The following is a 14,766-nucleotide window of genomic DNA, read 5'->3' on the forward strand; positions in this document are numbered from 1 at the left end:
CGTGCCCCGCAAAACCCCCATCGAGCGCTATCGAAATATCGGGATCAGCGCTCACATCGATGCCGGCAAAACCACGACGACCGAGCGCATCCTGTTTTACACCGGCGTGAGCCACAAGATCGGTGAAGTGCACGACGGCGCGGCCACGATGGACTGGATGGAGCAGGAGCAGGAACGCGGCATCACGATCACGTCGGCCGCGACCACGGCCTTCTGGAAGGGCATGGCCGGCAACTATCCGGAGCACCGGATCAACATCATCGACACCCCGGGCCACGTCGACTTCACCATTGAAGTCGAACGCTCGATGCGTGTGCTCGACGGCGCGTGCATGGTCTACGACTCGGTCGGCGGCGTGCAGCCGCAGTCCGAGACCGTCTGGCGCCAGGCCAACAAGTACAAGGTGCCGCGTATCGCGTTCGTCAACAAGATGGACCGCATCGGCGCCGATTTCTTCCGCGTGCAGAAGCAGATCGGCGAGCGCCTGAAGGGCGTCGCCGTGCCGATCCAGATTCCGATCGGCGCGGAAGATCATTTCCAGGGCGTCGTCGATCTCGTGAAGATGAAGGCGATCGTGTGGGACGACGAAAGCCAGGGCGTGAAGTTCTCGTACGAGGACATCCCGGCGAATCTCGTCGAGCTCGCACACGAATGGCGCGAAAAGATGGTCGAGGCCGCGGCGGAAGCGAGCGAGGAACTGCTCGAGAAATACCTGCACGACCATGAATCGCTGACCGAGGACGAGATCAAGGCCGCGCTGCGCAAGCGCACGATCGCGAACGAGATCGTGCCGATGCTGTGCGGCAGTGCGTTCAAGAACAAGGGCGTGCAGGCGATGCTCGACGCGGTGATCGACTACCTGCCGTCGCCGGTCGACGTGCCGGCGATCCTCGGCCACGACTTCGCCGATCCGGAAAAGCCGGCGGAACGCCATCCGAGCGATGACGAGCCGTTCTCGTCGCTCGCGTTCAAGATCATGACCGACCCGTTCGTCGGCCAGCTGATCTTCTTCCGCGTGTATTCGGGTGTCGTCGAATCCGGCGACACGGTGCTCAACGCGACCAAGGACAAGAAGGAACGGCTCGGCCGGATCCTGCAGATGCATGCGAACGAGCGCAAGGAAATCAAGGAAGTGCGCGCGGGCGACATCGCGGCGGCCGTCGGCCTGAAGGAAGCGACCACCGGCGACACGCTGTGCGATCCGGCGAAGCCGATCATCCTCGAGAAGATGGAATTCCCGGAGCCGGTGATCTCGCAGGCCGTCGAGCCGAAGACGAAGGCCGACCAGGAAAAGATGGGCCTGGCGCTGAACCGCCTCGCGCAGGAAGATCCGTCGTTCCGCGTGCAGACCGACGAAGAATCCGGCCAGACGATCATTTCGGGGATGGGCGAGCTTCACCTCGAAATCCTGGTCGACCGGATGAAGCGCGAATTCGGCGTCGAGGCGACGGTCGGCAAGCCGCAGGTCGCGTATCGCGAGACGGTGCGCACGACGGCGTCCGACGTCGAGGGCAAGTTCGTCAAGCAGTCGGGTGGTCGCGGCCAGTACGGCCACGCGGTGATCACGCTCGAGCCGAACCCCGGCAAGGGCTACGAGTTCCTCGACGAGATCAAGGGCGGCGTGATTCCGCGCGAATTCATCCCGGCCGTCGACAAGGGCATCACCGAGACGCTGAAGAGCGGCGTGCTCGCGGGCTACCCGGTCGTCGACGTGAAAGTGCACCTGACGTTCGGCTCGTACCACGACGTCGACTCGAACGAAAACGCGTTCCGGATGGCCGGCTCGATGGCGTTCAAGGAAGCGATGCGCAAGGCAAAGCCCGTGCTGCTCGAGCCGATGATGGCCGTCGAGGTCGAGACGCCCGAGGACTTCATGGGCAACGTGATGGGCGACTTGTCGAGCCGGCGCGGCATCGTGCAGGGGATGGAGGACATCGCGGGCGGCGGCGGCAAGCTGGTGCGTGCCGAGGTGCCGCTCGCGGAGATGTTCGGCTATTCGACGTCGCTGCGCTCGGCCACGCAGGGCCGTGCGACGTACACGATGGAGTTCAAGCACTACGCGGAAACGCCGGCGAACGTGTCGGAAGCCGTGATCAACGCGAAAGTGAAGTAAGCGCCGCTCGCCCGCGCTCCGGCGCATGCGCGCAAAGCCCGTCCGGTTCCGGACGGGCTTTTTTTCATCCGGCGCGCATCGCGTTCGCGGCTTGTTGATCGGCGCGCCGAGCTTTTTTTCGCGTGCCACAATGGATGGCGATTCGTCAGATGGAACCCGCCCGATGCCGCCCACCCCTGCCCTGCGCCGCCTGCTGACCCTCTATGCCGGCCTGATCGCCGCGAACGTCGCCGTCTGGCTGTGGGCATTCGCGGTGCTGCGCGACCATCCGCTGCTGCTCGGCACCGCGGCGATCGCGTACGGGCTCGGGCTGCGTCATGCGGTCGACGCGGATCACATCGCCGCGATCGACGTTGCGACGCGCAAGCTGATGCAGGAAGGCCAGCGTCCGGTGAGCGTCGGCCTGTTCTTCTCGCTCGGCCATTCGACGATCGTGATCGCCGCGACGCTCGGCATCGCGCTGACCGCGTTCGCGCTGCGCGACCGGTTCGATGCATTCCGCGAGATCGGCGGCACGATCGGCACGGCGGTGTCGGCCACCTTCCTGCTCGTGCTCGCGTGCGTGAACCTGGTGATCCTGCGCGACGTGTGGCGGCGCTATCGCGGCACGCACGGGCATGCACACGATGCCGCGCATGTGCACCGCCCTGCCGGGCTCGTGTCCCGGCTGCTGCGTCCGCTGTTCCGGTTCGTGTCGAAGAGCTGGCACATGTACCCGGTCGGCGTGTTGTTCGGACTAGGTTTCGATACTGCAACCGAAATCGGCCTGCTCGCGATCGCCGCGGCGCAGGCGAGCCAGGGGCTGCCGGTCTATACGGTCATGCTGTTTCCCGCGCTTTTCACCGCCGGCATGACGCTGATCGACTCGACCGACAACGTGCTGATGATTCACGCGTACGGCTGGGCGATGGACGATCCGCAGCGCAAGCTGCTCTACAACGCGAGCATCACGTTCGTGTCCGCGGCCGTCGCGCTGGCGATCGGCGGGATCGAGGCGGCCGGCCTGCTGGCCGACAAGCTGTCTCTGACAGGCCCCGTGCGCGACGCGCTCGATGCGCTCGGCGAACGCTTCGGCTCGATCGGCTACGGCATCGTCGCCCTGTTCCTCGTCTGCTGGATCGCGTCGATCCTGTTCCACCGCTGGCAGCGCGCGGCCGATGCGCCTGCGCGCTGAACATAGCTCAGACGTTTCATTCCGGAAACAAAACTCCCCCCAAAGACGTTGCAGGCGCCGTCGCGCGCTCGCGTGCGCCTTGCGCGACGGGCGCAGGCGGCCGGTGGCACGAATCTCGCAGATAGGGATTCGCACGGCGGGCCCGCATACCGTTCCGCGCTCGCGGCTGGCGTCCAGCGCCCGCCCGAAAGCGATCGGCTTCCGATAGGACTACGAACCTTTACCGGCTCCCTGCACCACACCTAGGTAACCGCGCGGCGACGAGGCATCGCGCGCATGGGGAGGCCATGATGCTCAAGAAGAAACAACCGTTCCGTACGCCGGGACGGCGCTATCGCGCAACCTTGTTCGCCGCAGCCGCGTTCGCGTGCTGCTGCTCGTATGCCGTCGCACAGGATGCGACACCGGACGCCGCGGCCAATGCAGTAGCCAGCGCGGACGCCATCATGACGCTGGTCGACGACGCTTCGCCGTGCAAAGCCAATCCGGCTGCGTGCGCGGTGCACGTTTTCGCCGGCGGGCGCGTTGGCGGAAATGGCGCAGGCTCGGGCGGCAATGGCAGCGGCGGCAGCCCCGGTACCGGAAATGGCAACGCTAGCGGTAGCGGCAACAACGGGAACGGTACCGTCGGGCCTGCTGGTGTCGGCGGAACGACAAGCGGAACATCCGGTGGCACGAGTGGTACGGGCGGCTCGGGCCGCGGAGGCAATGCGTCTGGCAGCGGGGGTTCGGGTGGAGGTTCTTCCGGGGGTGGTTCTTCGGGGGGCGGCACTTCGGGTGGCGGTACTTCCGGTGGCGGCACTTCCGGTGGCGGCACTTCCGGTGGCGGCACTTCCGGTGGCGGCACTTCGGGTGGCGGTACTTCCGGTGGCGGTACTTCGGGAGGCGGTACTTCGGGAGGCGGTACTTCGGGTGGCGGTACTTCCGGTGGCGGTACTTCGGGAGGCGGTACTTCGGGAGGCGGTACTTCGGGAGGCGGTACTTCGGGTGGCGGTACTTCCGGTGGCGGTACTTCCGGTGGCGGTACTTCGGGAGGCGGGACTTCCGGTGGTGGTACTTCCGGTGGTGGTACTTCCGGTGGCGGAGGCCATGGCGGACACGGAGGCGGTGGCGACGGTGACGGCGGTGGCCATGGCGACGGCGGTGGTCACGGCAACGGTGGTGGCCACGGCGACGGCGGTGGTCACGGCGACGGTGGTGGTCACGGCGACGGTGGTGGCCACGGCGACGGCGGTGGTCACGGCGACGGCGGTGGTCACGGCGACGGCGGTGGTCACGGCGACGGTGGTGGCCATGGCGACGGCGGTGGTCACGGCGACGGCGGTGGTCACGGTGACGGCGGTGGTCACGGCGACGGTGGTGGCCATGGCAACGGTGGTGGCCATGGCGACGGCGGGGGTCACGGCGACGGTGGTGGCCATGGCAACGGCGGCGGCCATGGCGACGGCGGTGGTCACGGCGACGGTGGTGGCCACGGCGACGGTGGTGGCCATGGCAACGGTGGTGGCCATGGCGACGGCGGTGGTCACGGCAACGGTGGTGGCCACGGCAACGGTGGTGGCCACGGCAACGGTGGTGGCCACGGCGACGGTGGTGGCCATGGCGACGGCGGTGGTCACGGCGACGGTGGTGGCCATGGCAACGGTGGTGGCCACGGCGACGGCGGTGGTCACGGCGACGGTGGTGGCCACGGCAACGGTGGCGGCCATGGCGACGGCGGTGGCCACGGCAACGGTGGCGGCCATGGCGACGGCGGTGGTCACGGCGACGGTGGTGGCCACGGCAACGGTGGCGGCCATGGCGACGGCGGTGGTCACGGCGACGGTGGTGGCCACGGCAACGGTGGTGGCCATGGCGACGGCGGTGGTCACGGCAACGGTGACGGCGGCGGCCATGGCACCGGTGGTCACGGCAATGGCGGTGGCAATGGCAATGGCAACGGCAGTGGTGGCGCTGGCAATGGTGGTGCCAATGGCGTTGGCAACGGCAACGGCGGCTCAGGCAACGGTGCTGGCGGCAACGGTGGCAACGGCAATGGCGGCGGTCACGGCAACGGCGGCTCGTCCGGCGGCAACCACTGACCGGACGCGTTGCCCGACCGGGTATCGTCAGAGCATCTCGAGCGCGCGCTTGCTGCGCGGCGGACGGAAATATGCGTCAAGCTGCGCGCGCTCGTCATCGCTCAATTCGAAATCGAGCGCGGCCCGGTTGTCGCGCACGTGTTCGAGCCGCGACGCCTTCGGGATCGCGAGCACCCCCGGCTGCGCGAGCACCCACGCGAGCGCGACGCGCATCACCGACACGCCGCGCTGCCGCGCGATCTCGTCGAGCGGCGAGTGCTTCGGCAACCGCCCGTGATCGACCGGACTGTAGGCCATCGCCGGCATCCGGTGCTCGGCAAGCCACGGCAGCAGGTCGAACTCGGGGCCGCGCCGCGCGATGTTGTAAAGGATCTGGTTGGTCGCGCACGCGCCGCCACCGGCATCATCGACGAGCTCGGCCATGTCGGCCGTATCGAAGTTGCTCACGCCCCAGTGGCGGATCTTGCCCGCGCGCTGCAGCGCCTCGAAGCCTTCGACCGTCTCCTCGAGCGGCACCGAGCCGCGCCAGTGCAGCAGGTACAGGTCGAGCCGATCCGTACGCAAGCGCTTGAGGCTCGCGTCGCATGCGGCGACGACGCCGCGCCGGCTCGCATGGTGCGGATAGACCTTGCTGACGAGGAACACGTCGTCGCGCAAGCCCGCGAGTGCTTCTCCGACCAGCTCCTCGGTCGCGCCGTCACCGTACATCTCGGCCGTATCGACCAGCGTCATCCCGAGCGCGACGCCTTCGCGCAGCGCGGCGATCTCGTCCGCGCGCCGGGCGGGCCGTTCGCCCATTTCCCACGTGCCCAGGCCAAGCTTCGGAATCGTCTCGCCATCCGGCAGGACGACCGTGGCGATCGTGTCTGTCATGCGTTCCTCGTTGCGGATTCGTGGCCGCGCACCGCGGCCCAGCCATGGAATACGACGCATCAGTGTAGTCAATCGGCGCGCCATTCACCTATTGCACGGCAAAAACCGGCTATAACGGCGCCACGTGATGACTTAGAATGGCCGCAATCAGATCGATACCCACTCCATGAAGGCATCCACGGACGACCGCTGGCAGGACCTGCGCCCCGACCCCGACAACGACACGCCGCTCTACCTGCAGCTCGCCCGCAAGCTCGGCGACGCGATCCACGACAACCGCTGGACGGCCGGCGAGGCATTGCCCTCCGAGCGCGTGCTGTCCGATGCGCTCGGCGTCTCGCGCATCACCGCGCGCAAGGCGATCGCGCTGCTCGTCGAACAAGGCCTGATTCGCCGCACGCAGGGCGCCGGCAACTTCATCCAGCCGCGCTACGAAGATCCGCTGTCGCGGCTGTCGAGCTTCAGCGAAATGCTCGAACGGCGCGGCTTCAAGCCGAGCTCGCAATGGCTCGCGCGCGAGATCCAGCCGGCGAACCGCGACGAAGTGATCCAGCTCGGGCTGTCGCCGGCCGCATCGGTTACGCGCCTGAAACGCCTGCGCCTCGCCGACGGCATCGTGATGGCCGTCGAGAATTCGACGTTCCCCGCGACGCTGATCCCCGATCCGCAGGCGATCGGCGGCTCGCTGTACAGCTATCTCGAAGCGCGCGGCACGCCGATCGTGCGCGCACTGCAGCATTTCCGCGCGGTCAACGCGACCGACGAGATCGCCGAGCAGATGGGCATCGCGCCGCACGACGCGCTGCTGCTGATCACACGAATCGGCTATACGTCGGACCAGCGCGCGATCGAACTGACCGATACCTACTGCCGCAACGACTACTACGACTTCGTCGTCGAGCTGCGCAAGTAACGCCCGCCGCGCGGCCGGCCCTCACAGCCAGCGCGCGTCGTCGGTGCCGAGCGGCACGGGCGGGCGCGCAAGCGACGGCGGGGTCGCCGACAACCGCTCGGCCGGCCGCACCGCGTCGAGCGTGCCGAACGGCGACGCGATGCGCTCGATCCGGTCGCTCACGTCGGTGCGCGCGAAATCGGGTGCCTGCAGGCCGTCCGGCACGATGCCGAACGACTGCAGCCAGCGTCCCGTCTGCGCGAGCGACAGCCGCACGTGCCAGCTTCCCCCTTCGCGCGCCCGGCGCGCGAGCGCGATCATCGCGCCGAACGCCGCGAGATAGCCCGTTGCATGATCGAGCGCCTGGCACGGCAGGTGGCGCGGCCCGTCCGCGTGCGCAGCCTGCTGCTCCTGCCATGCGATCCCGCTCGCCGACTGCACGAGGCTGTCGAAGCCGCGCCGCTGCGCCCACGGCCCCGCATGCCCGTACGCGGATATCGATACGTACACGATGCCGGGCCGCCGCATCGCCAGCGCGTGCGGCGCGAAGCCGCGCGCCGCGAGCGCGCCGGGCCGGTACGACTGCAGGAACACATCCGCGTCGTGTGCGAGCGCGTGCAGCGTATCGATGCCCGCCGCATCGCGCAGGTCGATCCACGTCGAACGCTTGCCGCGCCCGTTGTCGATCACGAGCGGCGCGATGTTCGGCAGGTGCGGGCCGTTGACGAGCAGCGTCTGCGCGCCGTGCGACGCCAGCGTGCGGCCCGCGACCGGCCCCGCGATGATGCGCGTGAGATCGAGCACGCGCACTCCCGTGAGCGGCTGGCCGGCTTCGCCGCGGCCGATCGGCTCGACCGGCGCGTCGCCGATCCGCTCGATCTCGAACAGCGTCAGCGACGCGATCGCGCGCGCCTGCTCGAGTGACGCCCACTCGTCAGGTGTTCTGATCAATGCCGCGCACATCCCGGCCTCGGCCAGCGCAGTATCGAGTGCCGCGCCGTCCCGCGTGCGGATCGCCGCGGCGACATCGTCCCGCTGCGCGCTGCAGCCAAGTACGTCGAGAATTCCATTCAGGTGATGCGGGAAGTTCGCGTGCAGCTGGATCCAGCGGCCGTCGCCCGTCTCGAAGAAGCCCGTCACCGGATGACGCAACTCCGGCGGCGGACCATCGTCCACGCGCAGGTAGCGTTCGCTGCGGAATGCGATGAGCGCGTCGCGCACCGACACGTCGACGGATTGCGCGACGCCCGTGCGAAGCCGGTGGCATTCGGCCGCCGCGAGCCCGGCTGCCGCGATCGTCGCCGCGGCCAGCGTGCCGACGCGGAAGGTCGACGGCAGCGTCGGGTCCTGCCCCGTCACGGTCGCACGGGCCAGCGCGCCGGGGCCGCCGTGTGCGAGCCGCCACAGATGCGCCAGCGCGAGTTCGGGTGTCATGGCGGAATGGGCGATGAGGAAGACAAGATCGAGTCTAGGATCGGCGGCGGTCGCGAGCAATCCTCATTGCGCGAATCCGAACATCGCGCGGTCGTATCCCCTGCGTTCCGGCAGAAGCGGCCGACCTCGCACCTTCGAGTGCGCAGGAAGCCTGCCAGTATCCGCGATACCGGCGTGCCCCCTGCGCAGGTGAAACGCGACCTGCTGCGCTTACGACCGGATCACGCAACCGGGCACTGCTAACATCCCGCGGACAGCGTGCGGCTGCCCGCACGCTGCCGTGCCGACGCGAAATGCTCGCGCGACCGAGACGTACCGGAGCCGGACTCGCCGATCGCGCAGATCGCTGCATGACCACACGGCCGGCTGAATCACGCATGCGCTCGAACGATGCATGGACGGAGCACTGATCCAGCCCCGGGCGCGCTACGTCGGCAGCGATACGGGCGCATGACGCCGGCCGTCGCGCCACGCGACGAGCGGCCGCCACCACGCCTGCGCGGCGCGATTCGCCGGCACCTCGAGCGGACCGAACGCGAACGTCGCACGCTGCGACCCCGCGCTGACCCATACGCGCATGCCGGGCATCAGCATCAACGAATCCCCGGCACCGAGCCAGTGATCGTCGTGCCGCCCCTCGACCGTCACCCAGACATCACCGTCGGCCACCTCCAGCGAGGTGCGATCGACGATCCGCCACCGACCGGCCGGCTCGTCGCCATCGATCACATAAAGTCGCAGTTCGCGCATGGCAGCCTCCTGGTCGCACGGGTCCGATGGCATCAGTATTTCGGACAGCGGCAGCACACGGACAGATACGGCTGCAGACACTTTTGGCTGAACTGTACTGGTCATTCAACGGGGACGGCACCCGCCGGCGGGACTGCGCACCGCCCTTGCGCCGAAGCTGCACGGCGCAATGGCTTTCCCTACAATGTCGGCTGTCCCGCGCCACCATCCCGCCCCCATGTTCCAGCGCCCGCCTGCCGCCGCTCCCGGCGAAAAGAACCTCACCGTGATGCTCTGGCTCGTCGCAACGGGCTTCTTCATGCAGACGCTCGATTCGACGATCGTCAACACGGCGCTGCCGTCGATGGCCGCGAGCCTCGGCGAATCGCCGCTGCGCATGCAGTCGGTCGTGATCGCGTACTCGCTGACGATGGCGGTGATGATCCCCGTGTCGGGCTGGCTCGCTGACACCTTCGGCACTCGGCGGGTGTTCTTCAGCGCGATCCTGGTGTTCTCGCTCGGCTCGCTGCTGTGCGCAAACGCGCATACGCTGACGCAGTTGGTCGCGTTCCGCGTCGTGCAGGGCGTCGGCGGCGCGATGCTGCTGCCGGTCGGACGGCTCGCGGTGCTGCGCACGTTCCCGGCCGAACGCTACCTGCCCGCGCTGTCGTTCGTCGCGATTCCGGGCCTGATCGGCCCGCTGATCGGGCCGACGCTCGGCGGCTGGCTCGTGAAGATCGCGTCGTGGCACTGGATCTTCCTGATCAACGTGCCGGTCGGCGTCGCGGGCTGCATCGCAACCTTCTATTCGATGCCCGATTCGCGCAACCCGGCCGTCGGCCGCTTCGACCTGAAGGGCTATCTGCTGCTGACGATCGGCATGGTCGCGATTTCGCTGTCGCTCGACGGGCTCGCCGATCTCGGAATGCAGCACGCGGCCGTGCTCGTGCTGCTGATCCTGAGCCTCGCGTGCTTCGTCGCGTACGGGCTGTATGCGGTGCGCGCGCCGCAACCGATCTTCTCGCTCGACCTGTTCCGGATCCACACGTTCAGCGTCGGGCTGCTCGGCAACCTGTTCGCGCGGATCGGCAGCGGCGCGATGCCGTACCTGATTCCGCTGCTGCTGCAGGTGAGCCTCGGCTACTCGGCCTTCGAGGCCGGGCTGATGATGCTGCCGGTGGCCGCCGCCGGAATGTTCTCGAAGCGGATCATCACGCGCCTGATCACGCGGCACGGCTACCGCAAGGTGCTGCTCGCGAACACGATCATGGTCGGCGTGATGATGGCGAGCTTCGCGCTGATGCGCGACACGGTGCCCGTCTGTGTGAAGGTCGTGCATCTCGCGCTGTTCGGCGGCTTCAACTCGATGCAGTTCACCGCGATGAACACGCTGACGCTGAAAGATCTCGGCACGGGCGGTGCGAGCAGCGGCAACAGCCTGTTCTCGCTCGTGCAGATGCTGTCGATGAGCCTCGGCGTCACGGTGGCAGGCGCGCTGCTCGCGACGTTCACGGGCATGCTGCGCACCGTGACGCCGAGCAACACGCTGCCGGCGTTCCATGCGACGTTCATCTGCGTCGGGATCATCACGGCGGCTTCCGCGTGGATCTTCGCGCAGCTCGCGCCCGAGATCCGCAGTACCGCGCGCAAGACCGACCCGTCCGAACGCGCGTGATGCGTGGCGCGCGCCGAACCGGATCGGCGCGCACCATCACGGTGCAGCGCGGCCCCGCGATGTGCATTTGAAACGCCGACGATGCCCCGCGGCTCGGCCGCGCGACGCGTCGCCGCACGCGATACGACGCCGTGCACGCTTCTTGCTCGCCTATTCTCTAGGTAAACTGGCAGTCTTCCTTCGGCCGACATCATGAGCATGATCGAAATCGATCCCCCCGGCTTTCAGCCGCCCCGCCCCGTCGCGGGCGACGACGGGAACCGGCGCACCGTGCTGTACGGCGGCTACACCGTGTTCAGCGTGTTCCAGCCCGTTTTCTCGGTGTCGCACCGCCGCGCGATCGGCTATCACGCGTCGCTGCGTGCGCACGACGAGGAAAGCCGCCAGGTGGCGTCGCACGAGGTGTTCACGCAGGCGGCGCGGCGCGGCGACCTGCTCGAGCTCGGCCGGCTCGCCGAATCGCTGCATCTCGGCAACTTCCACGCCTTCGACAGCCATGACGAATGGCTCTTCCTGAGCCTGCATCCGGCCGCGCTGATGGACACCATCTACAGCGACGCGCTGCTCGCGAACCTGAAGGCGCTCGGGCTGCCGCCGCACCGCGTGGTGCTCGAGGTGCCCGAACAGGCAGGCGGCGAGACGCCGCGCTACGCGGCGATCGTCGACGGGCTGCGCAAGGCCGGCTTCCTGATCGCACTGGTCGGATTCGGCGCGAAGCATTCGAACATTGACCGCGTGTGGCACCTGCATCCCGACATCGTCACGCTCGACCGCGGCATTCTCGCGCAGGCGAGCGAGCACTCACATCTCGAACGCGTGCTCCCGGGGCTCGTGTCGCTGCTGCACGAATCCGGGCAGCTCGTGCTGATGGGCGGGCTCGCGACCGAGCGCGACGCGCTGATCGCACTGGAGTGCGACGTCGATTTCGTGCAGGGCCAGTACTTCGCGGGGCCGAGCGTCGAACCGGTGCAGCCGCAGGCCGCCGCGGGCTGCATGGACACGCTGTCGGCCGCGTTGCGGCTGCGCGTCGCGGAACGCGAGCGCACGCAGGCGGAACGGCTCGCACCGTACGTCGCGGCGCTCGAGGAAGCGAGCCGCAAGCTCGGCGCGGGCGAGCCGCTCACCGACGCGGCAGCCGTCGTACTCGGGCTGCCCGAGACCGCGCGCTGCTTCCTGCTCGATGCATCGGGACGCCAGATCGGCGACAACGTGCTCGCCCGCGGCAGCGTCTCGCAGCGCGCGAAGCGCTTCCGGCCGCTGCTGCACTCCGAAGGCGCGAGCTGGGAACGTCGCCCGTACTTCATCGACGCGATGCGCGCACCGGGCCGCGTGCACCTGACGTCGCCCTACCTGTCGATCAACGAGGCGCACCTGTGCGTGACCGCGTCGATCGCCGCGCCGGTCGCGACCGGCATGCAGGTGCTCTGCGTCGACATCAACTGGGAAGCGGCACTCAACCGCGAATGAACGTGCCGCCGCACCGCCTTACCTAGGCGGCGACGGTCTTGCGTACGATCAGCCGGTGCACGCGCTTGCCGGACGATGCGCTGACGACCTCGTGCTCGTCGATCACCTGCGTGCCGGCGCCCAGCGCCGCCCGCATCCGCGCCGAATCGAGCGGCGTGTAGAGGCGGCCGCGCTCGTCGCGCAGCGCGCCGGTTCCGGCCACCCGCCAGCTCATGTACAACGTGCCGCCCGGCATCAGCAGGTCGGCCAGCCGCGCGGCGGCGGCGGCCGCTTCCGCCTGTTCGAGATGCATGACGACCGTTTCGCACAGCACGTTGCGAAACGCGCCGGACGGCACGCCGGCCAGCACCGGCAGGGCGGCCAGCTCGAAGGTGAGATCCGGATGGCGGCGTCGCGCCTCGTCGAGCAGCGCGGCGCTCGCGTCGTAGCCGCGCACGTCGAAGCCGCGCGACGCGAGCCAGGCCGTATCGCGCCCGGCCCCGCAGCCGACGTCCGCGGTCGGCCCCGGCGAGAAATGCTGCTCCAGCAGCGCGTACATGTCGTCGGGCGCAGCCTGGTCGAGCCAGTCCTGCGCGTATTGCGCGGCATGGGCGTCGTAGGCATCGAGAGTCGGGCGATCCACCATGGTGACGGCTCCGCATAGGCGTCGTATGACGCACCCCGCATCTTAGCCGTTGCGCCCCCCGTGCGGCACCTCGCGCGACGGGCTGCGTCGCCCCTACGCGGCCCGCACGTCGCCCGCGCGCGGCGCCTGCGCGGTCAGTTCGGCCCACAGCGCATCGCCGCGCCAGGCCGGGCGCGCCGCCGCACGTTCCGTGTCGTGCACGAGCGCGCACAGTCGCGCATTGACGGGCGCGTGCCCGCCGAAGTGCGCGGCCAGCCGCACGACCTCGCCGTTGATCCACTCGACTTCCGTCGCCCGCCCCGCCGCAAGATCGTCGGACATCGACGAACGCGCGAGCGGGTCGATCGCGAGCATCCGGCCGCCGAGCACGCGAAACGCCGGATCGGGCAAGTCGAGCACGGCCGGGAGCCACCCGGCCGGCAACGGCGTCAGCCGCGCGGGCCGGATCGCGGCCCGCGCCAGCCAGTGCAGCGCTTCGCGCTGCGCAAGCGCAACACAGCGCCGGTACGCACGTTGCGCGAGTTCGTCGCGCAGCGGCAGGTTCGCGAGCGCGTTGACCGCGTTGTTCAGGTTGAGCAGCAGCTTCGCCCATTGCACGGCCCGCATGTCGCGGTGCAGCACGAGCGGCAGCCCGGCGCGCGCGAATGCGTCGGCGAACGGCGTCAGCGCGGGGGAGGCTTCGGCCGCCAGCGCACCGGCCGAACCCTGGTGAAACGCACCGGGCTCGCGCTCGATCACGTTGAACGGCACCATGCCGGCCAGCACGGTGGCATGCGGCAGGGCTTCGCGCAGCACGTCGGCGTTGTGCAGGCCGTTCTGGAAACTGATCACGACCGTGCCGGGCCGCAGCACGCCGGCAAGCTGCACCGCGGCCTCACGCGTCGCGGCCGATTTCACCGCCACGAGCACGAGCCGCGCGGCGGCCGCAGCCGCCGGATCGGTCTCGAACACGACGTCGGCCGGCGCGAGCGTCGCGCGATAGCCGCGCTGGTCAGTCAGCGTCAACCCGTGCCGATGAATCGCGTCACCGATCCGTGCGCGGCCGACGAGCGTCACATGCGTGCCGGCCGCCGCAAGCCGGCCACCGAGATAGCAGCCGACGGCGCCCGCGCCGAACACGCAAACCGGGGTGTCAGACATGCGAATGCGCGCCGCCGTGCACGGGGCCGGCCCGACGCTCGACTTCGCGGCGCACGTCACCGCGCAGCCCCGCGAAGAACGCGACCTCGGCAACGACGAACAGCGGCCCGACCATCAGGCCGACCAGATCGTCGACGAACGCGGGCTTGCGCCCCTCGAACCAGTGCCCGACGAACTGCACGATCCAGCCGACGACGAACGCGCCGATGCCGATCGCGAGCCATTGCGCGGTCGGCAGCGACGCGAGCGCCTGTGCGGCCCACAGGCCGAGCGCGAACAGTGCGGTCATCACTATCCCGAACCGCAGGTCGAGACGCAGGTAGAACACCGCGAACGCGACGGCCAGCAGCAGCGCCGGCGACAGCGCGATGCCGGCCAGCATCCCGAGCGCCGGCCTCGACAGCAGCACCTCGACCGCGAACACGATCATCGGAATGCCGACCAGATGCGTCGCGATGTTGCGCGCGTCGCGATGGTAGGCCGCATACTGGGAAAGATGGTCTTCGAGGGTCTTCATCGCGTCTCCTGATCGGTTATTGAGCGCTATGATGCGCGTCACGCCC

12 protein-coding genes are annotated in these 14,766 nt (G+C 68.9%); 6 read left to right on the forward strand and 6 right to left on the reverse strand.

The features are described from left to right. The first annotated feature begins 1 nt into the window (after window position 1). The 3 genes from fusA (at window position 2) to CFB50_RS40625 (ending at window position 5,368) form a co-directional block, all read left to right on the forward strand. Window positions 2–2,113, forward strand: a complete 2,112-nt coding sequence (fusA, locus tag CFB50_RS14085) for an elongation factor G (protein WP_069248671.1) — start codon at window positions 2–4, stop codon at window positions 2,111–2,113. Window positions 2,114–2,276: 163 nt separating this feature from the next. Next, a complete protein-coding gene (locus CFB50_RS14090; RefSeq protein ID WP_179254192.1) occupies window positions 2,277–3,287 on the forward strand; it encodes a HoxN/HupN/NixA family nickel/cobalt transporter in 1,011 nt (336 codons plus the stop codon). Window positions 3,288–3,577: 290 nt separating this feature from the next. Further along, on the forward strand, window positions 3,578–5,368 hold the full coding sequence (locus CFB50_RS40625; protein ID WP_306427273.1) for a hypothetical protein: 1,791 nt from the start codon (window positions 3,578–3,580) through the stop codon (window positions 5,366–5,368). 27 nt (window positions 5,369–5,395) lie between these two features. Here CFB50_RS40625 and CFB50_RS14105 read toward each other — a convergent pair whose 3' ends face one another. Beyond that, window positions 5,396–6,241: an aldo/keto reductase gene (locus CFB50_RS14105; RefSeq protein WP_089446274.1), complete on the reverse strand. Its 846-nt coding sequence runs from the start codon at window positions 6,239–6,241 to the stop codon at window positions 5,396–5,398. Window positions 6,242–6,407: 166 nt separating this feature from the next. Here CFB50_RS14105 and CFB50_RS14110 point away from each other — a divergent pair, with 166 nt between their 5' ends. Beyond that, a complete protein-coding gene (locus CFB50_RS14110) occupies window positions 6,408–7,154 on the forward strand; it encodes a GntR family transcriptional regulator (RefSeq protein ID WP_011352976.1) in 747 nt (248 codons plus the stop codon). Window positions 7,155–7,175: 21 nt separating this feature from the next. On the opposite strand, the gene CFB50_RS14115 is transcribed toward CFB50_RS14110, so the two are convergent. Together CFB50_RS14115 and CFB50_RS14120 are read right to left on the reverse strand one after the other, a co-directional pair. Further along, window positions 7,176–8,567, reverse strand: coding sequence for a CoA transferase (locus tag CFB50_RS14115; protein ID WP_089446275.1), 1,392 nt, complete (start codon window positions 8,565–8,567; stop codon window positions 7,176–7,178). Window positions 8,568–8,993: 426 nt separating this feature from the next. Next, window positions 8,994–9,317: a DUF2917 domain-containing protein gene (locus CFB50_RS14120; RefSeq protein ID WP_089446276.1), complete on the reverse strand. Its 324-nt coding sequence runs from the start codon at window positions 9,315–9,317 to the stop codon at window positions 8,994–8,996. Window positions 9,318–9,534: 217 nt separating this feature from the next. Between CFB50_RS14120 and mdtD the strand changes: the two genes are divergently transcribed. Both mdtD and CFB50_RS14130 read left to right on the forward strand, forming a co-directional pair. After that, window positions 9,535–10,971: a multidrug transporter subunit MdtD gene (mdtD, locus tag CFB50_RS14125; protein WP_089446277.1), complete on the forward strand. Its 1,437-nt coding sequence runs from the start codon at window positions 9,535–9,537 to the stop codon at window positions 10,969–10,971. Window positions 10,972–11,163: 192 nt separating this feature from the next. Next, complete coding sequence (locus CFB50_RS14130) at window positions 11,164–12,438, forward strand: EAL domain-containing protein (protein WP_089446278.1); 1,275 nt, start codon at window positions 11,164–11,166, stop codon at window positions 12,436–12,438. 22 nt (window positions 12,439–12,460) lie between these two features. On the opposite strand, the gene CFB50_RS14135 is transcribed toward CFB50_RS14130, so the two are convergent. From CFB50_RS14135 to CFB50_RS14145, 3 genes are all read right to left on the reverse strand, one after another. Next, window positions 12,461–13,063, reverse strand: coding sequence for a methyltransferase domain-containing protein (locus CFB50_RS14135; RefSeq protein WP_089446279.1), 603 nt, complete (start codon window positions 13,061–13,063; stop codon window positions 12,461–12,463). Window positions 13,064–13,156: 93 nt separating this feature from the next. After that, the gene (locus tag CFB50_RS14140) at window positions 13,157–14,203 is read right to left on the reverse strand and encodes a 2-dehydropantoate 2-reductase (protein WP_089446685.1); all 1,047 of its coding nucleotides are present in this window, start codon (window positions 14,201–14,203) and stop codon (window positions 13,157–13,159) included. After that, window positions 14,196–14,720, reverse strand: coding sequence for an Mpo1 family 2-hydroxy fatty acid dioxygenase (locus CFB50_RS14145; RefSeq protein WP_089446280.1), 525 nt, complete (start codon window positions 14,718–14,720; stop codon window positions 14,196–14,198). The genes CFB50_RS14140 and CFB50_RS14145 overlap by 8 nt, the downstream gene beginning before the upstream one ends. Window positions 14,721–14,766: the final 46 nt, after the last annotated feature.

The organism is Burkholderia sp. AU33423 (assembly GCF_002223135.1).
GTDB lineage: Bacteria > Pseudomonadota > Gammaproteobacteria > Burkholderiales > Burkholderiaceae > Burkholderia > Burkholderia lata_D.